The sequence below is a fragment of the Nemorincola caseinilytica genome, from assembly GCF_039540515.1.
Taxonomy (GTDB): Bacteria; Bacteroidota; Bacteroidia; order Chitinophagales; family Chitinophagaceae; genus Nemorincola; species Nemorincola caseinilytica.
The window spans coordinates 25200-51381 of record NZ_BAABFA010000006.1; the positions used below are offsets into that span (position 1 = coordinate 25200).

Annotated in this window: 18 protein-coding genes; 7 read left to right on the top strand and 11 right to left on the bottom strand. The window is 51.2% G+C overall.

From position 1 onward, the window contains the following. Nucleotides 1-59: 59 nt before the first annotated feature. The 8 genes from ABD843_RS03900 to ABD843_RS03935 all read right to left on the bottom strand — a co-directional run bounded on the left by ABD843_RS03900 (nucleotide 60) and on the right by ABD843_RS03935 (nucleotide 12894). Nucleotides 60-4148, bottom strand: a complete 4089-nt coding sequence (locus ABD843_RS03900; RefSeq protein ID WP_345078818.1) for a DUF7619 domain-containing protein — start codon at nucleotides 4146-4148, stop codon at nucleotides 60-62. Nucleotides 4149-4314: 166 nt separating this feature from the next. After that, on the bottom strand, nucleotides 4315-5043 hold the full coding sequence (locus ABD843_RS03905; protein WP_345078821.1) for a 2-phosphosulfolactate phosphatase: 729 nt from the start codon (nucleotides 5041-5043) through the stop codon (nucleotides 4315-4317). Nucleotides 5044-5114: 71 nt separating this feature from the next. After that, nucleotides 5115-6056 carry a type IX secretion system ring subunit PorN/GldN gene (porN, locus tag ABD843_RS03910; RefSeq protein WP_345078824.1) on the bottom strand — a complete coding sequence of 314 codons (942 nt, stop codon included), beginning with the start codon at nucleotides 6054-6056 and terminating at the stop codon, nucleotides 5115-5117. Between the two features lie 38 nt (nucleotides 6057-6094). After that, a complete protein-coding gene (porM, locus tag ABD843_RS03915) occupies nucleotides 6095-7672 on the bottom strand; it encodes a type IX secretion system motor protein PorM/GldM (RefSeq protein WP_345078827.1) in 1578 nt (525 codons plus the stop codon). A gap of 45 nt (nucleotides 7673-7717) precedes the next feature. After that, nucleotides 7718-8527 (bottom strand): type IX secretion system motor protein PorL/GldL, encoded by an 810-nt coding sequence (gene porL / locus ABD843_RS03920; RefSeq protein WP_345078830.1) that lies wholly within the window; start codon nucleotides 8525-8527, stop codon nucleotides 7718-7720. 70 nt (nucleotides 8528-8597) lie between these two features. Then, the gene (gene porK, locus ABD843_RS03925) at nucleotides 8598-9863 is read right to left on the bottom strand and encodes a T9SS ring complex lipoprotein PorK/GldK (RefSeq protein WP_486348208.1); all 1266 of its coding nucleotides are present in this window, start codon (nucleotides 9861-9863) and stop codon (nucleotides 8598-8600) included. A gap of 180 nt (nucleotides 9864-10043) precedes the next feature. Beyond that, nucleotides 10044-12065, bottom strand: a complete 2022-nt coding sequence (locus ABD843_RS03930; protein ID WP_345078836.1) for a thioredoxin domain-containing protein — start codon at nucleotides 12063-12065, stop codon at nucleotides 10044-10046. Between the two features lie 103 nt (nucleotides 12066-12168). Then, nucleotides 12169-12894: a 3'-5' exonuclease gene (locus ABD843_RS03935; protein ID WP_345078839.1), complete on the bottom strand. Its 726-nt coding sequence runs from the start codon at nucleotides 12892-12894 to the stop codon at nucleotides 12169-12171. A gap of 83 nt (nucleotides 12895-12977) precedes the next feature. Here ABD843_RS03935 and ABD843_RS03940 point away from each other — a divergent pair, with 83 nt between their 5' ends. The 3 genes from ABD843_RS03940 (at nucleotide 12978) to ABD843_RS03950 (ending at nucleotide 15879) form a co-directional block, all read left to right on the top strand. Then, complete coding sequence (locus tag ABD843_RS03940; protein ID WP_345078842.1) at nucleotides 12978-13928, top strand: hypothetical protein; 951 nt, start codon at nucleotides 12978-12980, stop codon at nucleotides 13926-13928. A gap of 156 nt (nucleotides 13929-14084) precedes the next feature. Continuing rightward, a complete protein-coding gene (locus ABD843_RS03945) occupies nucleotides 14085-14771 on the top strand; it encodes a response regulator transcription factor (RefSeq protein WP_345078845.1) in 687 nt (228 codons plus the stop codon). Nucleotides 14772-14823: 52 nt separating this feature from the next. Further along, the gene (locus ABD843_RS03950; protein ID WP_345078848.1) at nucleotides 14824-15879 is read left to right on the top strand and encodes a sensor histidine kinase; all 1056 of its coding nucleotides are present in this window, start codon (nucleotides 14824-14826) and stop codon (nucleotides 15877-15879) included. A 2-nt stretch (nucleotides 15880-15881) separates the two neighbouring features. Here ABD843_RS03950 and ABD843_RS03955 read toward each other — a convergent pair whose 3' ends face one another. After that, nucleotides 15882-16793 (bottom strand): glycosyltransferase family 4 protein, encoded by a 912-nt coding sequence (locus tag ABD843_RS03955; RefSeq protein WP_345078851.1) that lies wholly within the window; start codon nucleotides 16791-16793, stop codon nucleotides 15882-15884. 200 nt (nucleotides 16794-16993) lie between these two features. Here ABD843_RS03955 and ABD843_RS03960 point away from each other — a divergent pair, with 200 nt between their 5' ends. From ABD843_RS03960 to ABD843_RS03970, 3 genes are all read left to right on the top strand, one after another. Further along, entirely contained in the window at nucleotides 16994-17740 is a 747-nt protein-coding gene (locus ABD843_RS03960) for an ABC transporter permease (RefSeq protein WP_345078854.1), read from the top strand. Between the two features lie 3 nt (nucleotides 17741-17743). Further along, nucleotides 17744-18478 carry an ABC transporter ATP-binding protein gene (locus ABD843_RS03965; protein ID WP_345078857.1) on the top strand — a complete coding sequence of 245 codons (735 nt, stop codon included), beginning with the start codon at nucleotides 17744-17746 and terminating at the stop codon, nucleotides 18476-18478. A gap of 76 nt (nucleotides 18479-18554) precedes the next feature. Beyond that, nucleotides 18555-21563, top strand: a complete 3009-nt coding sequence (locus tag ABD843_RS03970; RefSeq protein WP_345078860.1) for a glycosyltransferase — start codon at nucleotides 18555-18557, stop codon at nucleotides 21561-21563. A 71-nt stretch (nucleotides 21564-21634) separates the two neighbouring features. On the opposite strand, the gene ABD843_RS03975 is transcribed toward ABD843_RS03970, so the two are convergent. After that, the gene (locus ABD843_RS03975) at nucleotides 21635-23767 is read right to left on the bottom strand and encodes a glycosyltransferase (RefSeq protein WP_345078863.1); all 2133 of its coding nucleotides are present in this window, start codon (nucleotides 23765-23767) and stop codon (nucleotides 21635-21637) included. Between the two features lie 301 nt (nucleotides 23768-24068). Between ABD843_RS03975 and ABD843_RS03980 the strand changes: the two genes are divergently transcribed. Beyond that, nucleotides 24069-24815, top strand: coding sequence for a sugar transferase (locus ABD843_RS03980; RefSeq protein ID WP_345078865.1), 747 nt, complete (start codon nucleotides 24069-24071; stop codon nucleotides 24813-24815). Nucleotides 24816-25422: 607 nt separating this feature from the next. On the opposite strand, the gene ABD843_RS03985 is transcribed toward ABD843_RS03980, so the two are convergent. Next, on the bottom strand, nucleotides 25423-26182 hold a 760-nt coding region (locus ABD843_RS03985), incomplete at its 5' end, for a T9SS type A sorting domain-containing protein (RefSeq protein ID WP_345078868.1).

Genomic DNA, 26182 nt, shown 5'->3' on the forward strand with positions numbered 1-26182 from the left:
CCCGCTCATCATATACCATTATGTCACAGACCCTACTGTATCATTGCTCACTCTTCCTGTTATCTGTCCACAACAAAACGGAACACTTTGAGCTCATTGCCATTGCGCAGCCCCAGCATATATACGCCATTGGCTACGCTTGCCGGTAGCTGCACCATAGTATCTATGCTGCCCCGCCTTGGTGTGGCAAGTGCATTGTATACTGTACGGCCCAGCATATCGTTCACTGTTATCAGCACATCATTGGTGGTGGCCCCACCCATATTGGCCTTTATCCTGAAGTCGCCATTATTGGGGTTCGGGAATATGCTCACATTCACATCGCCGCTTACATGCGGCACACCCACAGGCAATATGGTCACGAATACCGAGTTGAATGAAGTGATACTGCATGTACCGCTACCCGTTACCCTGCACGTCACCGAGTCGTAGTCCGATAGTGTAGTAGTGGTGAATGTGCCTGTGGTCACCCCTGCTACAGGGGTACTGTTCACATACCACTCGTATATGGGCATTGGTCCGCCATCTATCACATTGGCCACAAAGGTGATGGGGTCACCCGCATTCACTGTAAGACCGGGGATGGCAGCAATGCTTATTATAGGCAGGTACAGCGGGTCTACGGTCATGTTTATGGTACCACTGGCCACGGTATCGGCCGTGCGGCACTGGTAATTGCTGCCCATGCGCACATGCACCACATCGCCATTGGCAGGTGTATAAGTATATGTTGCCCCTGTGCCAGACAGTGCGCTGTTCACATACCACTGGTAACCCGGTGCTGCGCCACCCATTACATTGGTAGCGATGAATGTGGCCGGTGTGGTGGCACATGTGGTATCGTTAGGGCTTACCGATATCAGCGCCACAGGCATACCTGTGGGCAGTACCGTCATGGTTATGGTATCCGCCACTACATTGGGCAATGTACACGCCTCGCTGCTGGTCATCATCACAGATACCATATCGCCTGTAGCAGGCAGGTAGGAGTATGCCATTCCTGCGCTCACTATTGTTCCGTTCACGCTCCATACATAGGCAGGTGTGGTACCGCCATGTGCAGGTACTGCGGTGAATATCACAGGCGATCCCGAGCATACTGTCAGGTCGGGTGTAGATACCGTTACCGTTGGTACTGCTATGGGGCTCACTGTCACTGTCTTAGTAGCCGTGCGCGATGTGCAGCTATTGCTCACCGTATAGCTTATCACAGTGGTACCGGCCACTATACCCGTCACTATGCCGTTGGCAGCTATGGTGCCTGTAGCAGGGGTGCTGCTGGCCCATACACCACCCGGTGTCGTGTTCGACATAGTATCGGGATGACCAAGGCATACATGATCGGGGCCCTGTATAGGCGCTATGCCTATTATGTTGTTCACCTGGTTGGTCATCACCACTGCATTCTCGTCAAAGTAAATACCCACGCGGTTCATGATGTCCGTACCATCGGGCAATGCAGTGAGTGTCTTTATCCTGAATGTGAACATACCATTGCACAGGTTGTGGTGCGAGCTATCGGGCAGGTTTATACCTGCAAAGTCGAACTTGGCTATGTTGCGCACACCATCGTTCACTACCGATGCCGTCATGCCGTGGCTGGCCGATAGTACCTCCAATGTAGCGGGTATCACACCCGCAGGCAGTGTGTCCAGCACATGTATATTGCGTGCCGTATCATTGCCGGTGTTCTCAAAGCGCACCCTGTATTCCAGCCATGTGCATGGCAGTATGTAGCCGGCAGGGGTCACGGTCAGGTCGTTGGGGTCATAACCGGCCCTTACCGTATCTGTCCTTATAATGATGTTGTTGGTAGTATCAAGGTCGCCGGTGGTGGGCGTTACGCTAATGATGGCATTCGCTGTATCGCCGGGCAGCAGCGGCGCCAGTGATGAGGGACGCTGCACGCGTACTGATATGGTGCGCGACGAGAAAGAGTTCAGGCCCGTAAGGTTCCATGTAATGACCGTACTGCCTACCGATGCCGGGGCAGGCGATGCAGAATAATAGGCGTATTTCGGACTGAATTTCAACATCACCGTAGCCGATGTGGTAGCACATGTCGGGTTCGATACTACTATCTCGAAGGTCTGGAAGGTCTGCCTGGCTATCGATGTAGCGCTTACCCGCAGGTCGTGTGCAAGTGCGCCGCCACAGCTCAGGCCTATATACCTTGCGGGGTATATATCGCTGGTAGAGACAATGGTATCATACACCACACCGCCTGCGCAAGCCGACACCACACCACCTGTCAGCATCACGGGGCGGAATGCGTAAATGGTGCCTACGCCACCACGCGCCCTGTAGTAAGTGCCGCTCGTTATCAGCACTGTATCTATGGGCACACTGTTAGAGTCTATGCGTATGGCCACAGGCGTTACATTGAAAGGCTCTGCCACATCTTTGGCACAGTTGCCATTATTATCGGCATACAGGAGCACAGGTAGCGTATAGCATGGCAGGTAGCTGAAGCTGAATACTACCGTATCTACAGGTGTGCTGCCCACATACAGCTCGTGCCGTACGGTATATGTTCCTGCCATGGAGTACATATGGTCGAACGATACACTGCCCGATGGCATGGCGCTCGTAACAGTGGTACCATCGCCGAACGATGTGACTACACTGAACGCGCTGGATACACCACAGGCCGTTACCGTGAAGTGGGCCAGGTCGCAGTATGTAAGACCTGCATCAGAAATAGCTGTATGCGAGCCTATGGAATAATTCACGGCCACATATACAGGCCCCGAAAATGCCGACAGCCCGCTGGATGCACACGTCAGCTTGCAGCGATAGTAATAGGCTGCTGTGGGGTTGTAGGTATATGGCACTGTATTGGCTCCCGGCAGGTCGCTCCACGAAGCGCCGTCGGCAGAATATTGCCATTGTTTCAGGTGGCCGCATACCGGCGTATAGGCAGGCAGGTTCAGCGTCAGCGGCGTACCTATGCACACCAGCGGCGCACTGGCCGTTATAGCGCCCGGCACCGGTGTGCCCGAGCACGATGACGATACTGTCACTACGCGTGTTGCACTGCCGCATACACCCGCTGTATAAGTAATAGCCGCAGTGCCCACGCCTGCACCATATACTATGCCGCTAGCGCTTACGGTAGCCACGGCCGTAGCGCCCGATGCCCATGTACCACCCGCACCGCCCGTAGGGCTCAGCGTGGTAGTAGCGCCTGCACACAGCGTGGCCGTACCTGTTATAGAGCCGGGCGTAGTATTTACCGTCACCACTACGCTGGCCGCACAGCCCGATGATATGATATATGATATGATGGTAGTACCTGTGCCGATACCTGTAACAACACCTGTAGAGACCCCCACAGTACCTACCGACGGACTGGTAGATACCCATGTGCCGCCGCTGGTACTATTGCTCAATGCGGTGGTAAGGCCCACACATACCTGTGGCGTGCCTGTTATTGGCCCTACGGCCGTATTCACCGTTACTATCTTTGTATTAGAGCATCCGCTTATGGCATAGGTTATAGTGGTGGTACCTGTAGTAAGGCCTGTCAGCAGCCCTGCGCCATCTATGGTGGCTACCGATGGCACATCGCTGTTCCAGGTGCCGCCGGGCATCATGCCCGAGAAGGTCACTGGCGCACCTATACATACCGCCGAAGGCCCTGTAATAGAAGGTATGGGATACACCGTCAGTGCCGCTGTGCTGGTACACCCATTGGTACCTGTATAAGAGATAATGGTAGTACCCGCCGACACCCCCGTAACCACACCTGTACCAGTGCCTATAGGTGCTACTGCTGAAGTAGTGCTGCTCCATGAGCCTCCCGCAGGTGTACTGGTGAATGTTACTGTTGCACCTGTACATATGGTCGATGGTCCTGTTACCGGTGTGGGCGATGCGTTCACGGTCATTACCTGGTAGGCAAAGTCGGTACCATCGGTATAGGTTATTGTAGTAGTGCCTGCTGCTACGCCCGTCACCACGCCTGTAGATGAGCCTATGGTGGCCACTGTCACATCGCTGCTGCTCCAGGTGCCTGATGGTACTATATTACTAAGGGTAGTTGTAGCCCCGGTACACACCACGGTCACGCCCAGTATGGGAGGCAGCGCCGCCTGTGCTGCGAAAGAAAAAAGTACCGAAAGGAAAATAAGGCCAAGGTATCTCATGTATCCACTTATTTACGAAAACTTCATTGCCGGACGCATTTATCTGGCATCCGGTTAATTAGGCGCATTTGCGATATTGCCCGTTAGAAATAAAGATATATATTTTATCGCCAAATGGCATCCATCCGGCAATAAAACAATTGCAAAATTACGGAAACTGTCTATATCAGATGGCAACTATCCTGTCTCCTTGCAGGCGTGGCACTACAGGATGGAGGTCGGCGGTCACACAGTACTCCATATCGCGCTCCAGCCCAAAGGCCGACAGGCGTCGGTAATGCGAGCTGTCCTTAAGGAACTCTATGAAATGGTCGCCGCCTGAGCAGTTGTATAGATGCCTTGCGCCCCTTGCAGCATCACAGTTCACCTCGAAGGCATGTTGCAGCCTGTGTACTACGGCACCTGCAAAAAGTGTGTCCTCCAGGTTGAATTTGTCCTTCCACGATGCACAACCGAGCAATATGTTCTTGTCCTGTTTCAGCAGGTATTCGCACAGTACGCTCAGGTTCAGGAAAGATCCTATCACTATCTCGGCAGCATCCTGCACCATGTGCAGCAGCCGCGTACCGTTGGTGGTGGTCAGCACCAGTGTTTTACCGCTTACGAACGATGTCGGGTATTCCAGCGGCGAATTGCCGTGCTGCAGCCCCTCTGCTACCTTGCCATCACGCTCACCCGCCGTCAGGCTGTTGGGCAGGCTGGCCCCTATGGCTATACAGTCGCTTACCGACGCCACAGGTATCACGCTCTCTGCGCCATTATGTAGCGCTGCTGTAATGGTAGATGTGGCCCTGAATATGTCTATTATGACAACTATAGCGCCTTTTGTATCATATAAATGAAGCAATGCCGGCGAAAGGCATACTTCCAATGAAGGTTTTTCGGTTCTTGTCATTGTAGCTGCAAAGATGGTTATTAAAAAGCCCCCGTTGGAACGGGGGCTCATAAATTTTATCGATCACAGAATTAGTATACCCACATATCGTGCTCTTTGTTGAAGATCTCTTCAGCGGCGCGTTTGCCCTCATACAGAGACTCCATAGGAGACAGCTGTTTGTCCTGGAAGCTCTCGCCATAACCACCCGATATAGAACCGTAAGGGTTGCTCACCTTCGTGATACGGGCCGAGAACATACGGCTTTCGAAGAATTCGTCCCATGTAGGCCTGAACATATCGTTGTATGGATTCACGGCCTCATAGTTGGCCAGCAGGCCACGGATATCCGGATAGTGCAGCCAGAAGAGCGCCTGCGAACCACGATACTGGTTAGTAGCGTCATCATATATGTCCTTTACGGGCGCTATACCTATGATACGCACTATCATCTGGCCCACATTGCGGTCGAACATCCAGTCTTCCTTTATCCTGTACTTGGTTATAGACTCCGGCTTGAAGTCCGTCACCTTCAGTCGCATAGTTTCAGAACCATCTATCGGGTCTATCACATAGTCCGTATCCACCTTACCTGCTATCTGTGCCGAAAGCTCTTCTTTCGTCATCACAGTGGTAAAACGGTCGTCGAATGTGCTGTATGCTACTATCTTACCCTTCTTTATGGCGTCTATGAGAATTTCTATGAACATACCGCCACCGGTGTGCTCATCGCCGGCATACCTGAAGGCTATGTTCTGCTTCTCCAGGGTATTTATTTCGCGCCATACCCTTTTTTTCCACAGTATGTCCGCCTCGCGTACATACTGCCATTGTACCGGCACACGCTTACGGTCTTTCAAAGGAACACGGTCGTATGCGCCATCGGCAGTGCGCGAAGGCAGCCATTGGGAAGTGACACCTGACGAAGATGCGGGCACTGAAGGATCGGCAGTGCCTGTTTGGGCAAACAAAGAGCTACCCGACATCATAAGAGTTGCGGCCAGTGTAAGTTTGCATGCATTCAGAATGGTCATATACTTTCTTCGTTTAAATATTTTTACACTAGGTTCGATCAATACAAAGATAACACTATCGAGTTCAAAGTACGCGGCTGTCCATCAGGACCTACCGCCTTTATGTTCTCGATGAATATCTTATCCCCGGGACGCGCACTTTCTACAGCCTTCTTGATGTTGGCGTTGTCAGTGAAACGGCAACCAACAGCCCTGTTCTCTGTGTTGAAAGGACCAACGATGTCGCGGCCCTTAGGCAGTGCGCTGTACTGGAATGCTATTATCTTGAATTTCGCGTCGAAGTCGAAGTTCTCCAGCAGGGCAGCAGGGGCTATCTGTATACGGAACTTCGCAGCCTCCATAGGGCCACCGGCAGAACCGCCTACCTTGGCCACAGGGTCAGGTATACGTTTTACACGCACTTCCATGGTACCCACTGTCTTGGCGCCCTCTTTGGTCTTTGCCTTTATGTTCACCTGTACCTTGGTACCTGTCTTGGCATTATCTGTACGAATGATGAAGTGGCCTTTCGCAGAAGAATCCCTTACAGTAGCTCCGGGTATATCCAGCGATACGTCCTCTACAGAGTAACCGGCAGCAGCCACAGTAACGGGGTTGTCAACGCCTATGTAGAACACGTTCATCTTGTCAAGCTGCATAGAGGCACCGGTAGTACCCACCATGTACTCGAATTTCCAATCCCTTATTATAGGTTCGCCTTCGGTCTTCAGTACTATCTGGCCACGCACTGTCTGCAGGCCTGTACCCTTGGCTACGGTCTCCCATGGCACAACACCATTTACAGGAGGCTTCGTAGAGCCACCACCGCCCATCAGCTTTACTTCGGGCTTATTGGCCTTGTTAAAGGCAGCCAGCATGATAGATGCTTCTATCTTCTGACCCTCCAGTGCATAGCTGGTAGTAGGCAGCGCCACAGCGCCTATGGTATCGAACTTGATATCCTTCAGGTGCGCTTCCTGGAACAGCTTGTTGATGATGAGCTGCTGGCTGGCACGAACGTCGTTCTGGAATTTAGAGAACAGGGCCAGTGCTGCTATAGCAGGCATGTGCTCGAAGTTCTCAACGTTCCAGTCGGCCTTTGGGTTGTGCTCGTTCTTATCCGCAGGCTTTATGGCCAGTGGCATAGATTTCGACATCGCAGCCGTATCCGCCTGGTTTATCTGCTGCAGCAGGAACTCCCTCATGGCCAGTATCCTGTTCCTCAGCGTATCGCCACCTTTCTTCTCCACCAGCAGCAGCGTAGTAGCGTCGATGTTGTCCATCTTGTCGGGCATAGTGCTGTCGGTATGCGAGTAGCCACCGGCCTCCATTACTATCCTGCGCTTCCACTGGTCCAGGTACTTCACCATCTCATCGCTCTTCTTTACTACCTCATCGGCCTTCTCTTTATAAGGTCTTACTTTTTCCGTTTGGCCGGGAGCGTTCATATTCTCTATGATCTGCTGGTATACTTCATTGGTCTTCAGCTCTATCGACTGATTCGATTTGTCGATACTCACACTCAACGTCTTAAAGGCGTTAAGGATCTCGTTAGATACGTTTAGGGCCAGCAGGGCTGTCAACACCAGGTACATGAGGTTGATCATTAGCTGCCGCGGCTCTTTAGGTATAGACATTCTTTATCTTTTACTATTCGTTAGTAATATTTTTTCCCTGTTATATTAGCGACCCTGCATTGCAGAAAGCATGTTGCCATATATCTGGTTAAGGGTGGTCAGATTCTTGGCAAGAAGCGCTATCTGGTCTTTAGTGTTCGTAGCATCCTTCGCGCTCGATGCCATTGCATCAGAGGCAGTTACCAGGTTGCTGTAGAACTTGTTCATCGCTTTCAGGTGATTGTTCGCATCGGTCAGTTCCACTTCATATATCTGGTTCAGGTTGCCCAGGTTCTTAGACAGTACCTTTACCTGCTCGTGGAACTTCATTGTATCGTCAGCTGCTACGTTGAAGGCACCCATTGTCTTGGTAGCGCCTGCGAAGGTATCTTTCATTTTGCCCAGTGCGTCAGCAGCTTCGCGTGCGCTCTGTGAGTATGCGCCTGTGGCCGATGTCACTTCTGTTATATCTTTCATCTGCTCTACTGTGTTACCGAACTTCTGGAAGTTCTCACCCAGCCTTTTGATGATAGTAGGGTTCACCTGTGAGTCCTCCAGCATCTTATCCAGTGCCTTGGCAGGAGATTCCTTCTTTATTGCGTTCGCATTCTTCTCATGAGCTTCTACATGGGGGTTCTTGGTGATATCCGGATAGAAACGCTCCCAGTAGTAATCCGCATGAGGAGGAAGTATACCGAGCATCGCAAAGATGAATGCCTCAACAGACATACCTGCGGTAAGCATGATGCTACCACCGGGCCAGTGCTGTATCTTGAAAAGTGCTCCCAAAAGTACCACAGATGCACCAAGACCGATGATCAGGTTCTTTACATATTTACCCCTGTCGGTTTCAAAAAATAGCGTGATCGAACTCATTTTTATCCGGTTTTACTTGTCTTGTTAGTATTTAATATAATAGTTGATGTGAGTGTTGTTCTATTTACTATTACCTCATAGGACGCCTGTTGCTCAGGGCAGGTACCACTTCTGTATACACGCAGCGGAAACCTATATATGCCTTAGAAGTATCTTCATATTCATAATCGCGGGTACTTACCTGCAGGTAGTACTGTATGTCGCGCCAGCTACCGCCACGCACCACCTTACGCTTCATGAACAGGGGCGTATTGTCGTTGGTGTTGTAGGTAACATTGGGGTTCATATCTGCCATCTGGTTGTAAGAACCGCCGAAGTATGCCGAGCTTGTCCACTCCGATACGTTACCTGCCATGTTCTTCAGACCATAGTCGTTGGCATTATACTTATCCACCGGCACTGTGTACAGGCCACCGTCAGCAGCGTAGTTGCCGCGCAGGGGCTTGAAGTTGGCCAGGTAACAGCCCTTCTTGTTGATGATGTAAGGACCGCCCCAGGGATATGGCGACATATTGCGGCCACCGCGTGCTGCCCACTCCCACTCCTGCTCTGATGGCAGGCGGAAACGGCTTTCGGTATACATCCTTGCCTTTTCACGCTCTGTCTTCCACAGTTGTGTCCTCCATTCGCAGAAGGCCTCGCACTGCTTGTAGTTCACACCTACCACAGGGTACCTGTTGAAGCCCGTGAACCAGAAGTACTGCATAGCTATAGGCTCGTTGAACGCATAGTTGAACTGGCGCATCCATACCGTGGTATCGGGATAGATCTCCGGATCGTGGTCCTGTACATATTTCGTACGCGAGTCGTTCCTGTTCTGTACCGAGCTTGCGAGGTCGAAAGTTTTGTAGTGATACCTCAGCTTGCTGACATCGAACTCCTTACGGCCCCAGCCAGATTGTTCTGCAGGTATGTACAGCGATGCCAGCTGGTCCTGTACTTCAGGGTCGCGCCAGTTGATCCTCTTCCTGTAATCGATATGCTGCGAACCATCGGGCATATCCTTGAAGTCTCCCAATATGAAGTGCGCTATAGAGTCTCTCACGAAGTTGGTGAACTGGCGGTATTCAGCATTCGATACCTCGGTAGCGTCCATGTAGAAACCTACTATCTGCACAGTATGCACACTAGCGTCGTTCCTGCCGCGTATGTCTTCATCGCTTGCCCCCATTTTATAAGAACCCGACGGGATATACATCATACCTATAGGTAATGGTGCTCTGTAATTCATCCTTGTCTGATCACCTACAAGCTGGCCGTTCGAGCCCGGATTTCCGCAGCTTGCAGCAAAAGCCGACAACGCTAAAGCCAAGACCTTCAGGGAAGTTTTTTTCATACTACTGTCTATTGTTTTTGCAATTATTGCACCTAATATTTTACGCTTGTTACTGTCTGTCACACAAAACCGATGCACAATATTCAAAGTTTTTTTGAAAAATGCAAGTTCCGGCGAAAAAATGTCGTCAATTCAAACTTTTAAAAATTTGAAATGAAGGCACTGTTTTAACACTATTTTTTATTTGGTGATATGGGTCAAAGCCGCACTGACACTGCTTACCGGCGGCAAGCAGGCCTCTTTTGAGCAAACAAATATAGACAAATTATCATCAAAATACTTTTTTGCAAGAATTGGCGGTATGGATATTTCTTTTTCACAACTAAGCATAAATGCCCCTGGTACATAGGCCTGGCGCAGCTCGCGGGACGCAGCCCCGGCGCCCTTTCCGGCACATACCACTGTATACTGTCCCATCACATGCCGCTGCACCTGCAGCGCCCAGTACGCGAACGAATAGGCATACCGCACCACCGTGCCGCTTATACCATGTAGCATACGCTCTGCACGGTCTATCCACTCGCTGCGCTCCATGCACATGCCGCACAGCAGCAGGCCATGTGCCATATAGCTGTTGGCCGATGGTGTAGCGCCATCATATAGGTCCACTTTGCGCACAGGTATATCGTGCTGGCCTGCAGGTGTGTAATAGAAGTAACCATCCTCGCTGCCAAAGTCGCGCACGGCCAGCTCTGTTATGTCTGCCGCGCTGGTTATGAGGTCATTATCTCCCGTGGCCGATGCCAGTTGCAGCATGGCCTGCACCAGGTATGCCAGGTCATCCAGCTTGGCGGGTATGCGTGCGCTGCCATTCTTCCATGTATGCAGCCATGTGCCATCTACCTTGTAGGTACGCACCATCCAGTGCATATGCGCTGTGGCCTGCGCCAGGTATTCATCGCTATCCAGTGTGGTACCTGCTTTGCACAGCGCCATGTTCATCAGCGCGTTCCAGCCCAGCAGGCATTTGTCATCGGTCATGGGGCGTATACGCTCTTGGCGGGCATTGTACAGGTTCTGCTTTACCTTACCTATCACGGCCAGTACCTCTTCCGCAGGTATTTGTACCGTAGCGGCTATATCTTCTATGGCGGCGTTCACATGCAGTATATTAGTGCCCTCCCAGTTGCCTGCCGCAGTTACGTCATAGTACATCGCAGCTATGTTGTCCACATCGCCTGCTGCGGCCAGCCATTCATCGTACTGCCATGTATAGTATTTGCCCTCTTCGCCCTCACTATCTGCATCAAGTGCGCAGTAGAAGCCTCCGCTCGTATCTTTTAATTCCCTGTTCACAAAATCTATGGTCTCTATCACCACTTTCTTATAACTTTCATTCCTGGTGATGGCATATGCATCGCACAGCGCCAGCACCAGCAAAGCATTATCGTACAGCATCTTCTCAAAGTGGGGTATCAGCCAGTCGCGGTCGGTGGCATAGCGGGCAAAGCCTCCGCCTAGCTGGTCATATATACCGCCCTCTATCATGACATCCAGGCTCAGTAGCGCATGTGCCAGCGATGGCTCGTGACCTGTATACTTATAGTGTTCCAGCAGGTAGCTTATGGCCATAGTACCGGGAAACTTCGGCGCATTGCCAAAGCCACCCTTCTCTGCATCGGCCTGCGCCAGCAGGTTGTTGGCTATCTGCCTGCACATATCCGTGTTCAGCACGGCATCTGCTGCTACCGATACCCGCATAGATGCCTGCCGCAGGTGTTGCAGCATCTGGCCTGCCTGCAGTGTCACTTCATCATGCTGTTCGTGCCATATCTCGTGCATGCGCTGCAGCACCTGCGGCCACGATGGCCTGCTGTAGGCAGGCCTGGGCGGGTAGTAGGTACCACCGTAGAATGGCACCCTATCCGGCGTTACGAAAACGTTCAGCGGCCAGCCGCCACTGCCGTTTATGGCCTGCACGGCATCCATGTACATATGGTCCACATCGGGGTGCTCTTCGCGGTCCACTTTTATGCACACGAAGTATTCGTTCATCAGCGCAGCTACCTGCTCGTTCTCAAAGCTTTCGCGCTCCATCACATGGCACCAGTGGCATGCGGCATAACCTATGCTCACCAGCACGGGTTTGTTGTGCTGCCTTGCGGTCTCAAATGCTTCGTCGCCCCATGGGTACCAGTCCACCGGGTTGTGCGCATGCTGCAGCAGGTATGGACTCTGTTCTTTTATTAGCCTGTTCGCCATGCTGTAAAGGTAGAATGGAAAATGCACAGCGGCTATACGGCAAGGTGTATTTCAAATTATCGGGCGATAGCGAGGACATTAACGCCCTCTCCCCGGGAGAGGCTTACACATCAGCATGGTCGGGTTGCAGGTCTATGTTGTCTATTCCTTTTAGTCTCAGGTATACTCTTGCTGCGGTCAGCACATCGTTCATGCAGTACTTGCTTATCCTGTCCAGGTCTTTGTCCTTCCAGAACACTTCTCCCACCTGGCTGCCATCCATATCCGTCTTGGGCGATGGTATGCCCAGTATGGTGGCCAGCAGCGATAGTGATGTATAATGCTTTACATCGCCGAACTTCCACAGTTCCATGGTATCTATATGCTGCACCTCCCATGGTTTCTTGCCCGATAACTGCAGCGCCGGTGGCAACGGTACATTATTGATCACCGACCTGCGGCAAATGAACGGTATATCGAACTCTTTTATGTTGTGCCCGCAGAAGCGTATATCGCCTTGCAGGCCTATTATTCTGGCTATCACATTGTTAAATTCCTGCAAGATCTTTTTTTCGTCCTCGCCCGCTATGGCTTTCAGCCGCAACTTCCATCCTGTAGCGGAATTATACATGCTGCCGAAGCCGATACATACTATCCTCGCGAATTCCGAATAGATGCCCGCTCTTTCGCCATACATAGCGGCCGGATCCGGCTGCTCATCGCCTGTATGCCTTATCAGGCGGGCCTTTCGGGTCCACTCGGCCTGCATTTCCACAGATAGGTCCGCCCATTCGGCCTGTACGGGCGCGGTCTCTATATCAACGAACAAAATACCTCCTTGCTGCTCCATTATATAAAACAGTATTATATTTGCGGTGTGATCTTCACTTCTACTTGCTAACAGTTTTGACAAAATAATCAAACTCCAGAATTATGAGCCAAATCGATCGTATCGATCCACAGGAACCATTAAAGAACAACTCGCCCAAAAGGAACAGTTCCATGATCTACTGGGTGGTCATCCTCATACTGCTCGCAGGCTGCATCTACCTCTTCATGAGCAAGAGCCAGATGGCACAGCAGAACGCTGCCGATATACAGCAGAAGAACCAGAGCTTCGACTCCCTCAATACAGAGCAGGCCGCTCTGAAGGCCGAGTTCGATGCCGCTACCGTGAAGATAGACCAACTGGTGACCGACAACTCCAAGCTCGATAGCATGCTGAAGAGCGATAAGGCCGCCATGAGCAAACTGCAGGGCCAGATACGCAGCATACTGAACAAGAAGAATGCCACCCAGGCCGAACTGGACCAGGCACGCGCCCTCATAGCCAGCCTCAACGACAAGACCAAGGAGTACGAAGCACGCATAGCCGAGCTGGAAAAAGAGAACACGCTGCTCACCGGAGAGAACAAGGTGCTCACCCGCGAGCGCGATTCTACCGTTACGCAGAACATAGCCATGAAGCAATTGGCATCGGTACTGCATGCCTCCAACATAAAGCTGGAAGCCGTGCGCCTGAAAAAGAACGGTAAGGAAAGAGAGACATCTAAAGCCAAAAGGGCCGATGTGATGCGCGTTACCTTCGATATAGATGAGAACCGTATAGCCGAGAGCGGCACCAAGCTGCTGCACCTGCGCATACTGGCCCCCGATGGCACTACGCTCAACAGCGCTGCCAATGGCTCGGGCATGATCACTACTTCAAAGGGCGATCACCTGTCCTACACGCTGGCAAAGAGCATATCGCTAACACAGAACCAGAAAGTGAACGGCGTGACCGCCGACTGGCACCAGAACGGCGACTATGCCAGGGGTGTGTACAAAATAGAGATATACCACGAAGGCTACATCATAGGCGCCGGCGAGGTATCATTAAAGTAATGATAATGAACGAAGCGGTATAACAAAGCGGCAGTGATGAACGTCATTGCCGCTTTCGCTTTGTTAACGGGCCTTATCACTTAACAATTTTATAATGCAGTATCTTTTTTTGTTCACAAGGTGTGTTCTAATATTGCACCCGATCAGTGTAGCAACATGGAAGTTTTCCCAGGAAAAATACTCGTAGTGGACGATGAACCGGATATAGTCGAGTTCATAACTTATAATCTGAAAAGCAAGGGCTACCTTATAGCCGCCGCAAGAGATGGTGTAGAAGCCATACGCAAGGCAAAGGAGTTCCGCCCCAACCTCATCCTGCTCGATGTGATGATGCCTAACAAAGACGGCATAGAGACCATAAAAGAGCTGAGGAACCTTCCCGAGTTCGACGATACCGCCATCATATTCCTCACCGCGCTCAACGATATGAAGTACGAGATAGAGGGATTGAAAATAGGCGCCGACGACTACATCACCAAGCCCATAAAGCCCGAGCTCCTCGTTACCCGTATAGGCTCTGCCCTCAGGCGCTTCCGCAAGGACGAGACCCAGGACCAGAAGCAGACCTTCGGCGACCTGGAGATCAATAAGACCAAGTTCACCGTCACCTACCAGGGCAACGATATAACGCTGGCCAAGAAGGAATTCGAACTGCTGTCGCTGCTGGCCTCCAAGCCCGGCAGGGTCTTCCTGCGAAACGAGATACTGCAGCGCGTATGGGGTACCGACGTCATAGTAGGCGACCGTACCATAGACGTGCACATACGCAAGATACGCCAGAAGGTAGGCATAGACCTCATCACTACCGTAAAGGGTGTGGGCTACAAGTTCGAGATGCCATAAGCATCGCGGAAAGAATTATGGCAGAGCTTATTATTCTTCCTAATTTAGTATCATGTCTCTGCTCTCTTCCAAGAACCTCTCCCCGGGTCTGCTTTCCTCCATCACTGCGGCCATCACGGCCATAGCCAATGCGCTGATGAGCATGCTCATCAGCAACATATGGTATGTGCCCCTCATTGTCTTCGGTGTCACCTTCATCATCTCTTACCTGCTGTACTATTACACCCTGCAGCGGTTCATTTACCGGAAGATAAAGCTCATCTACAAGTTCATCTACCAGACCAAGGCCACCCGCCGCGAAGAGTATTTTTACGAGAACGTACTGCCGCAGAAGTCTATAGAAGAGGTGAGCGAGGACGTGCAGAAATGGGCATCGCAAAAGAAAGATGAGATAGAGCTGCTGAAGGCCAACGAGCAGTTCCGCAAAGAGTTCCTTATGAACCTGGCGCACGAGCTGCGCACACCCATTTTCTCTGTACAGGGCTATGTAGATACACTGCTGGGCGGTGCGCTCAGCGATCCTAATGTGAACATAAAGTTCCTCTCCAATGCATCCAAGAGCATAGACCGCCTTGTGCGTCTCGTAGACGACCTCGACGAGATATCGAAGCTGGAATCGGGCAAGATACCCCTCATACAAGAGGCATTCAGCATACAGGAGCTCATAAAGGAAGTGTATGAAGAGCTGCTCTTCAAGGCAAAGGACAAGCACATAAACCTGCTTATGAAAAAAGGCACCGAGCGTCCCCTGTTCGTCTATGCCGACAAGCAGAAGATAAAACAGGTACTGGTGAACCTTGTGGACAATGCCATAAAGTACGGCAATGAAAAAGGCTCTGTGATAGCCGGCTGCTACGAGGTAGATGAGAAGAATGTATACATAGAGATATCGGACGATGGGCCCGGCATTGCCGAAGAGCACATGCCCCGCATATTTGAGCGTTTCTACCGTGCCGACCGCAGCCGCGCCCGTGCCATAGGCGGCACCGGCCTGGGCCTGGCCATCGTAAAGCACATAGTAGAGGCCCATGGCCAAACGGTGACCGCGCGCAGCAAGCCCGGCGTAGGCTCTTCCTTCGGTTTCACGCTCGATACGGCCACTACCTGATCTCAGGCCTTGCCACCCGTCATCACATTAATGATGGTATCTGCAGCAGTATCATAGTTATATCTATTGCACAGTGCCTGTACCTGTGCGGCATAGGGCGCAGGGCCATCGGCACAGCGGCGTATGGCCTGCGCTATGGCAGTGGTATCCAGCGGGTCGCAAAAGGTGGCCACATCGCCATACAGCTCCCGGTACACAGCTATGTCAGAGCATACCACCTTGCAGCCATGGTACAGCCCCTCCAGCACCGGTATGCCAAAGCCCTCGTACAGCGATAGCGATACCACTATCTCTGCCCTGCTGTACATATCCATCAGTTCCTGCTCAGGTACATCCCTCAGCACCTTTATGTTATCGCGCTGCAGGTCTTCCTCATTTATGCCCGTCTCGCTGAATACCCTGTTCTTATCGCCCATCATCACCAGCGTATGTGTGTTCTTCAGGTCGCTCTCGCAAAATGCCTTTATCAGGCTATGGTGGTTCTTCCGCTTGTTGAAGCTCCCTACCGATAGTATCATGCGTTCCTTCGGCCTATCCTGCCGTTCATGGGTCAGCATGGCATCAGATATACCGTTATACGTCACACTCACACCTTGTGCGGGCCTGTGGTATATGTTCGTTATCTCGCGCTTTATGGTCTCGCTTACGGTAAATATGTGGCGCGCGCCCTTCACCACACGCGGTATCAGTATGTTGTACCACATAGCGAATCGCTTCGAGTTCCACTCGGGGTGGTGGTAAAATGCCAGGTCGTGCAGGGTTATGAAGTTATTGCTGTATAGCAGCGGGGCCGTATTGCAGGGGTTCCACAGCGGGGGTCTGCCCTGCCGGGCCAGGTATAGGGGCAGGTCTGTCTGCTCCCACGCATGGCCCCTGCGTTTGCCTATTATGGTCACCCCCAGCTCATTTGCCACATCCTTGTTATATATGTCCGGCGGAGCAAGGAGAACGCATTCTTTATATTTTTTTTTAATTTTCCTGCAACATTCAATTCCATATCTTTGCACACCTGAAACAGGCTGCGTTAAGAAGCGCGCATTAACATACAGTTTCATATTATCAAGAACAGCAAATGGGTTATCCCGTTCGCAAAGTATCAACAAATTCAGCAAACGTGCAAAATATCGACCGCATATATGCCTTAAGCAAGCGCAATGTGATATTAAGGTATAAGAATTCTTTTGCGGGTTTTTTGTGGGGCTTCTTCAAACCTTTGCTGTACCTGCTCATTTTTACGGTCATTTTCAAGCAGCGCTCCGGTATAGACAATTATGTGCTCTATGCCACTTCGGGCCTCATATTCTGGTTCTTTTTTTCCAATTCCACCAGTCAGTCCGTCAGTAGCATCATCGGTTCGGCAGGCCTGCTGAAGGCGCTCAATATCCCCTCCTACTTCTTTCCCCTGTCAGAGGTATTGGGCGAATTGTTCAATCTCCTGCTCACCCTCATTGTGTTTCTTATCATTATGCATTGGGGCGGTCTTGTATACGACCTCCGCCTGCTGCTCATAGTACCCTGCGTGGCCATGTTCGCCATCTTCGTCTATGGCCTCAATCTGCTGCTCTGCTCCATGAATGTCTTCTTCCGCGATATAGGCATCATTTGGGGCACCATTCAGCCGGCCCTATTCTTCCTTACCCCCATAGCCATACCCGAGACCGATATACCCACCGAGTATCGCACCATCATCGTCAACAACCCTATATACTTTTTCATTCGCCTGGGCAGAGGCATCTTTTACAACCCCGAGCCGCCATCTTCCCAGCTCTGGATCAGCTGCGCCATTATAGCGCTCTCCATGTTCCTGGTAGGCCAGTTCGTTTTCAACCGCTTAAAGAACCAGTTCATTTCAGCTATCTAGGGCATGAGTAAAGATACCATCATAAAGGTCGAGGACGTAAGTGTCAGCTTCTGGCAGAACAATGTCGGTGTCTATTCTTTAAAAGACCTCATCGTCAAGCGCAAGAACCCCTTCAAGAACAAACGCATACTCAACGATATAAATGTAGAGATCTTCCGTGGCCAGAGCATGGGTATAGTAGGCCGCAATGGCTCTGGCAAAAGCACCCTGCTGCGCACCATAGCCGGCATCATAAAGCCCGAGACCGGCACCATTACCGTCAACGGCACCTTTGCGCCTATACTGGCCATAGGCGCCGGGCTGGAATTGGAGCTCACCGGGTACGAGAACATATCTATGCTGCTGGCGCTCTACGGCACATCCAATGCGGCCACCAAGCAAGAGGCCATAGACAAGATATCCGAGTTCTCAGAGCTGAAGAGCGAGGTGCTGCGCATGCCGGTAAAGCAGTACTCATCGGGCATGGTGGCACGCCTGGCCTTCTCCATATCGCTCGCCAATGATTCCGATATACTCATCATAGACGAGGTGCTGGCCGTGGGCGACCAGGGTTTCCAGGCCAAGTGTATGGAAAAGATATACGAGATAAAACACAAGGGAAAGACCATACTCTTCGTATCGCACTTCCCCGATGATGTGATGAAGATATGCGATACGGCCATACTGCTGGAGAACGGCTATGTGACCCATGCCGGCCCCTCCAGGGATATCTGCGACAATTACAAACAATTGTTCTGATACGGCCGCCTCATACACTGCATCTTTTTACCTTTATTACCTTTAGTACAGAAACTCCGGTATACCAGTATCATCAATGAAAAGGAACTTTGCCAAAATATCGACCGAACAGGGCACCGTAAAAAGTCTCTTCAAATTCGCCTCCTTCGTGCTCACAAAGCCGGGGTTCGAGCTGGTGAAGAAGATAGCCAAAAAAGCCCTGCGGAAATTCGGCCTTTACAAAGAGATACACCACAACTACAATGAATGGATAAGTGGCAAGCTGGATATAAGGGTACTGAAAAAAGAGTACTACGGCCAGATACGCCAGGTATCCATTCAGCCGGTGTTCTCCATCATCATACCTGTATACAACCCTCCTCCCCAGTTCCTTATCGAGGCCATAGAATCTGTTATCGGCCAGCTATATGGCAAGTGGGAGCTCTGCCTGGCCGATGACGTATCGCCCAACCCCGAGATACGCAAGATACTTACCGACTATTCATCGCGCGATAAGCGCATAAAGGTCATATTCCGCGAGACCAATGGCCACATATCGGCCAATACCAATAGCGCCCTCTCACTGGCCACAGGCGACCACTACCTGTTCATGGACCACGACGACCTGCTTACGCCCAACTGCCTCTTCGAATTCGTAAAGCATATCAATGCCTACCCCGAAGATGAGGTCATCTATTCCGACGAGGACAAGATAGACGAAAAGGGAGAGCTCTCATCGCCCCACTTCAAGCCCGACTGGGCGCCCGACAACCTGCTGTCGCGCAACTATATGGGCCACGTCATAGTGGTGAGCAAGAACATAATGGCACAGGTAAAAGAGTTCCGCCTGGGCTTCGAAGGCAGCCAGGACCACGACTTCCTGCTGCGCGCCACAGAGTGTACCAGCCACATAGGCCATATACCCAAGGTGCTCTACCACTGGCGCATACACCAGGCATCGGTGGCCAGCGGCGGCGAGGCCAAGCCATATGCCTTCATAGCAGCGCAAAAGGCGCTGGAAGAAGCGCTGGAGCGCCGCGGCACACCGGGTACCGTATCGCACATACCCGAGACCCTGGGCGGCTACCGCATGCACTACCAGGTCACAAAGCCCGGCAAGGTCAGCATCATCATACCCACCAAAGACCAGGTGGCCCTCCTCAAGACGGCCATCGACTCTATGCTCACCCGCACCACCTATCCCGACTTCGAGATAATAGTGCTCAACAACAATAGCAGTACGCCCGAGTTCTTCCAGCTAATGGAGGAATACAAGCAAAGCCATGGCGACATATTCACCTGTGTAGAGGCCAACTTCAAGTTCAACTTCGCACGCCTCATGAACATAGGCGTGGCCCACAGCAAGGGCGACTACATACTGCTTGCCAATAACGATATAGAGGTCATACAGAACGACTGGATGACCGAGATGGTATCTTTCGCGCAGCGCAGGCATACAGGCGCCGTGGGCGTAAAGCTGCTCTACAAAGATGATACCATACAGCATGCCGGTGTGGTGCTGGGCCTTGGCGGCGCTGCAGGCCACGTCTTCGTGAACATGCATCGCAACGACCGCGGCTATTACAACTACGTTCGCTCGCTCAACAACTATTCGGCCGTTACCGCTGCATGTGTCATGTTCCGCAAGGAGATATATACCGAGGTAGGCGGCATGGACGAAATGCTGGATGTAGAGTACAACGATGTGGACCTCTGCCTCAAGTTCCTCACCCATGGCTACTTCAACGTCTATGTGCCCGATGTAGAGGTATATCACTACGAGTCTGCCACGCGTGGCCATCCATTCCAGAGCAAGGAAGCATGGGCGCAGCACGAAAAGGATTTCGGCATATTCCGCGGCAAATGGCAGAAGCTCATAGACAACGATCCCTTCTACAACCCCAACCTCAGCGTACACTGCACCGACTTCCAGCTGAAGATAGATATGCCCGGGCATAGCGGGCCGGAAGAGGAGACCCGTGTAGTACGACCCGGCAAAAGCGTGCTGGTAGTACATACCGAAGCGCCCGATCCTGATAAGGATGCTGAGGCGCACAGCATCAGCAACATCACCGAGATGCTCGTGAACCTGGGCTGCGATGTCACCTTCTGGGCCCCCGGCCTCTCGGCCGATATGCCCGAGGTACAGCAGCTCATAGCCAAAAAAGTAGAGGTACTGCACGGCGAAGAGTATGCATCGCCCACCGATGGCTGGAAGGAGTACATCACTGCCCACATCGACGAGATAAATATCGTGCTCCTTAGCAGGCCATCGGTATCGCGCCCCGTTATGGAATACCTGCGCGCGCAGCGTTACGGTGGCAGCATCGTCTATTATGGTCACGATCTCGGTTTCGTCACAGCAGGCCGCGAGGCCGCTGCCAATGGCGATGCATCTATCATGGCAATGGCCGAGGCCGTGAAGGTAGATGAGTTCTTCATGTACCACAGTGCCGATCGCGTGCTGCTCACCAGCGAAGAAGATGCGGCATACCTGAAGACCAACATCCTCACCCCCGTACACCTCATACCCGAATACTTCTTCCAGGACGATGAAACACCCGTTCCTTTCGATAACAGGCAGGGCATAGTATACATAGGCGGCTTCGGCCATCTTACCAATACCGATGCCATTCACTGGTTCCTCGACGAGGTATATGCCGGCCTTGAGGAAAGGGGCATACACCTCACCATAGCAGGTACGCATATACCCGAGTCGGTACTGGCCTACAAGCGCCGTTTCCCGTCGCTCACTATACTGCAGAATGCTTCTGTCTCTACCATCAACGATCTGTATACAAAGGCCAGGGTGGCCATAGCCCCCATGAGGTTAGGCGCCGATATTCGCGAAAGCGTGCTGAAGGCCATGGCCAAGGGTCTGCCCGTATCGGGCACCGACAAGGCATTCGAAGCCCTCGCAAAGGACAATGAGCTCACTTATAAAGGCCGCAACTCTGCCCGCGAGCTTTTCGACGATATAGTACTGCTGCACACCGATAAGGCCGCATGGGAGCGTCTTTCGCGCTCCGGCAAAAGTTACATTCGCCGCCACTACAGCAAAGACAATATGAAAGAAGCCTTCAAAAAGGCTTTCAGGAACATATAAGTTCCTATAGGCTCTAAAATAGAGAAGGCATCGCGCTCGCGATGCCTTCTCTATTTTAGGGTCATTGTCACCTATTTACCGGTGTTACCCAGTATGTTCGTTAGTGTCTCCTTCAGGCTAGCCCCGTCAAAGTTCTTGCGGGCATATGCCATACCTGCTGCAGACAGTTGCTGCCACTGCGCGGCATTGCTATATATATCTTCTATGGCCTGCGCCAGCTCTTTCTCAGAGTTGTGGCCGGCATATACAAAGCTATTGTCCTTCGGTATACCCTCAAATGCAAGGAAGGTCCCCGCCACAGGTACACCATTGGCCATGGCCTCTACCACACGGCCCTTCATCCCTGCGCCTATGCGCATGGGCGCTACCACTAGTCTGGTCTTTGCATATAGCTCTTGCAGGCTATCGGGCGCCGTATCTGTTACTATGTTCAGCAGCTTGTATCTCTTCTTATGGTCAAAGATGAACGATGGTGTATTGGCCGCTGCTATCGTTAGCGCTATACCCTTTTCGTGCAGTGGCTCGTACATTTTCAGCAGCCACTTCATGGCATCCTGGTCGGGTATGTAGTTGCCCTCGCCTACCATCAGTATGCCTTCCCGCTTTTCAAAGCCGTTCACGCGCTCTTTTATGTCAAAGTGGTAAGGCGGTATGTAGTGCAGTTGCTTCGATATATATGTTCTCAGGTACTCTATCTCCTCCCAGCTCACCATCAGCGAGTGGTCGGCATGTGCATACACAAAATCTTCCTGCGCCTTCAGCAGCTTCGATTGCAGGTCGAAGACCAGGTCTCTCTTTATCACTATCTCCCTGTCCACTTTCAGGTGGCTCAGCTCCCTGCCGTAGTTGATGACGGTACCCTTATAATTGTTGTTGCGCAGCAGTATCATATAGGGCATGCTTGCAGCTATCCTGCACATTAGCACCGCCTCATAGTACTGCATGTTCTCTTTCACATGGTCCTGCCTGTCGCCCATCAGCACTTCTACGCCCCTTTGCTGCAGTTGCTCCACCGTCTGCTGCGATTGGTGAGAGTAAGTGCTCAGGAAGGTCACCTTATATTTCATATCCAGCAGCAGGTCCACCAGTTCGTTCACATTTTTCCACGCCGGGTTACGGTCCGGTGCCGGCAGGTCCTGGTCTATTATCAGTACGCTGCGGTACGCCATGTCCTTGCTGCGCACCTGCTGTATCCTTTTTCCCTTCTTCGTTCTTGTCTTCAGCTCTGCCTGCCATTTGTCTCTGAAACGTTGCCTGTCGGCCACCAGCAGTTTTTTGGTCTGCTCACTCATGTTCCTGCCACTTCGCGCCTCTTCAAAGTGCACCACTACCGATGTCGGCTGGTACAGCACCCTGAAACCGTTCTTGCGCGCCTCGAAACACAGGTCCGTATCCTCGCAGAAAGACTCTGAGTATCCCTCGTCAAAGCCGCCTGTCTTTTCCCACGCCTCCTTCGATACCATCATCGCCGAACCCGATACATGGTCTGCATCCCGCACATAGTTATATTCAGCCTTTTCGGGATCATCGCCGCTGCCATAGCCCCATACACTGGCATCCTGCCATACTATGCCGCCCGCCTCTTTCAGTGTATTATCGGCATTCAGGTGTTTCGCTCCCACTATGCCTGTCTGCTCGTGCTTCTCAAAGGTGTGCAGCATTTCCTGCATCCAGCCCTTCCTTACCAGCGTATCATGCCCCAGGAACAGGTACATATCGCCCCGTGCACGTTTTACGGCCTGGTTCAGGCTTTTGGTATGGCCTATGCGTTTATCGTTGCGCACTACCACCAGGTTCTGTATATGCATGCTCAGTAGCTCACTACCCCTTTCCGAGCCGTCGTCCACTACTATTACTTCATAGTTGGTATATATCGCCTTTTCTACTATCGATCGTATGCAATAGTACACATGCTCTACCTCGTTGTTCAGCGGTATTATCACTGTTACCTTAGGCGCCATCGCTACAGGCAGCGATATCATCAGGTGTTTCTGCTTTCTGCGAATAGAGAAGATAGGATCGAAATCGGAGGTCACATCATAGCCGGGAAAGAAATACCCTGCCTTCAGGTGCAGAAAACTCTGCACGCCCATGGTAAGGCCCTTATGACGTACTTCTTTATAAAGGTCCCTGATGATAACACCTTTCTCAGAACTCCTGATAAAGGTATTTATGTAATGCAGGTATCTTTTTATTTTTTTCATGTTTCAGGTTAGGCAAAGCATACCATACACAGATATACCAGATCTTTAATATTAAGTTTTTTCAAAATGCAAATGTACTGTTTTTTTCTTAGTGTCTGCCGAAGAAAAAATTAAGAACTTCTTAAAAGATCTGCGATACGACCCAAAAAATAACCGTTATTTAAAATTGGACCATTGCTATATAACAAAATGAAATATATTTATACATCATAATTTAGTATATTTTATGAAAAATATTTTCGGTTATTGACTTTTTAGCACGATTTTTGCTGAACAAAGGTATATCGAGTTCAATTTGGAAATGAAAGATCCTGGTGCATTAGACATGAGGCTGGAAAAAGTACAGACACCTGCCATTCCGCAAACGGATATGGCAAGTATTCGTTTTATGTTCCAGGAAATGAACCAACAATACCTGGAGCATCAGCCCGCATCCTATTATGTTACCGCAAAACGCATAATGGATGTGGCTATATCTTCTTTGTTCATTCTCACCATTATGTCGTGGCTTACCCCTATCCTGGCCATACTTATCAAACTCACCTCCAAGGGCCCCGTCTTCTTTGTGCAAAAACGCACTGGCTACATGGGCACCGAATTCGATTGTTTCAAGTTCCGCACCATGTATGTGAATGATGAAGCACATATAAAGCAGGTATCTATCAACGACAAACGCATCACTTGGATCGGCAAGTTCCTCCGCGTCACTCACCTCGATGAAACGCCCCAGTTCTTCAACGTTCTCCTTGGCGATATGAGTGTCGTAGGCCCACGCCCACACATGCTTTATCATACACGCTATTATTCCGAGTGTATACCCTACTACAATCTGCGCCTCGAAGTACTGCCCGGCATGACAGGTATGGCACAGATAAAGGACTATATAGGCGAGATAAGCGTAGAAAGAGAGCTTCGCAAAAGGATACAGTGGGATATATACTATATGAAGAACCGCAGTATCTGGCTAGATATAAATATTCTTTTCACCACCTTTGGCTGTGTATTCGTAAAAGCATACGAGCTTATTACCGGTAAAAGCAGCAAATAAGAGAACGATAAAAGAACTCAAGTAAGCCACGCCTTTGGTGTGGCTTTTTTCATTCCTATCGGCATCAATAAAACAGTGAGTTTAGTTACAAGTGAACAAAGACACTGTTATCTCTTCTGCCGACATGGACCGATCACTCCCCTGCAACAAAGCTTAACAAAGCTTATGTCATCATTCTTCAAACGCTCAACATTCAATACATGTAATGATCATCACATCCTTTTGTCGATCATATGCATGTCTTTCCCCCCACAATTGTTATGCTCTCAATTATACCGTTTATACATAGAATGGCGGCATGGCGAATTATAGGACGTAACACCGCCCTCCCCGTTTGGGGGAGGGTTGGGGAGGGGCTTATTACAGGTTTTACAAATGCCGGATATTAAAGTCTAAATGGTACATGACGATGCATGGGGAAAAGTGCGCAAAAGAAACACAAAAGCTAGTATCTGAAGCCTCATTAACGCCCAACAAGCCAGATCTTATATGTCCTACCGGTTAGCATCTCTGCATACTTAGCGCGTCCTCCATACTTAAGTCGATATAAAAAAGATCCGCCGGCAAATACCGGCGGATCCATATGATCTTGCTATATCATTCTTCTTTACTTCTGCATTACGAAGTGGAAGGTGCGTACCTCTGTGGCCGTGCGCAGGTTCAGCATATACATGCCGTTGGCAAGGTCGCCACCCAGCTGCAGCTGCTCATCTATCGCACCGTTCTGTACCCGTACCACACCACGGTATACCACCTGGCCCAGTACATCCACTACATCAACGTTCACCTCCTTAGCATCACCACCCACAGTACCCCGTACCGTGAACCTGCCGCTGTTCGGGTTGGGCAGCAGGCGCACATCCGTACCAGTGGCCGTGGTGCCCACACCCAGAGGGCTCACCTTCATCGTCACCGTCTCAGTGCCCACAAGGCCTGCACAGTAACCGCCGCTCGTCACCTCTGCCGTCACCTCATCGCCATCCTGGAGCTCGTTGCTCATGTACATCGCGTTCGTAGCGCCGCTCACCACCGTCCCGTTAACCGACCACCTGTACAGGGGCTCGCTGCCGCCATTGGCAACATGAGCCGTCAGCCTCACGTTCTGGCCCTCCGATATCGACAGCCCGGGGTTCGCGCTTATCGTCACCACAGGTGCCTGGGGCACCACCACACGCATCTTCACATCGCTGCTCACAACATCCTGAAGCCTGCACGGGAAGTTGCTCGTCATCTCGCACGTTATCACATCACCATTGGCAGGTACATACGAGTATACAGGACCCGCACCTACCGTCACACCGTTCTTCTTCCATACATAGAACGGTGATGTACCGCCTGCCACGTCCGTAGCAGTATAGGTCACTGTA

Bases quoted from the DNA above. Each gene is read 5' to 3' on its own strand.
- ABD843_RS03935 (WP_345078839.1), bottom strand. From the start codon at position 12,894: ATGGAGCAGCAAGGAGGTATTTTGTTCGTTGATATAGAGACCGCGCCC.
- ABD843_RS03970 (WP_345078860.1), top strand. From the start codon at position 18,555: ATGAAAAGGAACTTTGCCAAAATATCGACCGAACAGGGCACCGTAAAA.
- ABD843_RS03980 (WP_345078865.1), top strand. From the start codon at position 24,069: ATGAAAGATCCTGGTGCATTAGACATGAGGCTGGAAAAAGTACAGACA.
- ABD843_RS03900 (WP_345078818.1), bottom strand. From the start codon at position 4,148: ATGAGATACCTTGGCCTTATTTTCCTTTCGGTACTTTTTTCTTTCGCA.
- ABD843_RS03975 (WP_345078863.1), bottom strand. From the start codon at position 23,767: ATGAAAAAAATAAAAAGATACCTGCATTACATAAATACCTTTATCAGG.
- porM (WP_345078827.1), bottom strand. From the start codon at position 7,672: ATGTCTATACCTAAAGAGCCGCGGCAGCTAATGATCAACCTCATGTAC.
- ABD843_RS03945 (WP_345078845.1), top strand. From the start codon at position 14,085: ATGGAAGTTTTCCCAGGAAAAATACTCGTAGTGGACGATGAACCGGAT.
- ABD843_RS03930 (WP_345078836.1), bottom strand. From the start codon at position 12,065: ATGGCGAACAGGCTAATAAAAGAACAGAGTCCATACCTGCTGCAGCAT.
- ABD843_RS03965 (WP_345078857.1), top strand. From the start codon at position 17,744: ATGAGTAAAGATACCATCATAAAGGTCGAGGACGTAAGTGTCAGCTTC.
- porN (WP_345078824.1), bottom strand. From the start codon at position 6,056: ATGACCATTCTGAATGCATGCAAACTTACACTGGCCGCAACTCTTATG.
- porK (WP_486348208.1), bottom strand. From the start codon at position 9,863: ATGAAAAAAACTTCCCTGAAGGTCTTGGCTTTAGCGTTGTCGGCTTTT.
- ABD843_RS03905 (WP_345078821.1), bottom strand. From the start codon at position 5,043: ATGACAAGAACCGAAAAACCTTCATTGGAAGTATGCCTTTCGCCGGCA.
- ABD843_RS03940 (WP_345078842.1), top strand. From the start codon at position 12,978: ATGAGCCAAATCGATCGTATCGATCCACAGGAACCATTAAAGAACAAC.
- ABD843_RS03950 (WP_345078848.1), top strand. From the start codon at position 14,824: ATGTCTCTGCTCTCTTCCAAGAACCTCTCCCCGGGTCTGCTTTCCTCC.
- porL (WP_345078830.1), bottom strand. From the start codon at position 8,527: ATGAGTTCGATCACGCTATTTTTTGAAACCGACAGGGGTAAATATGTA.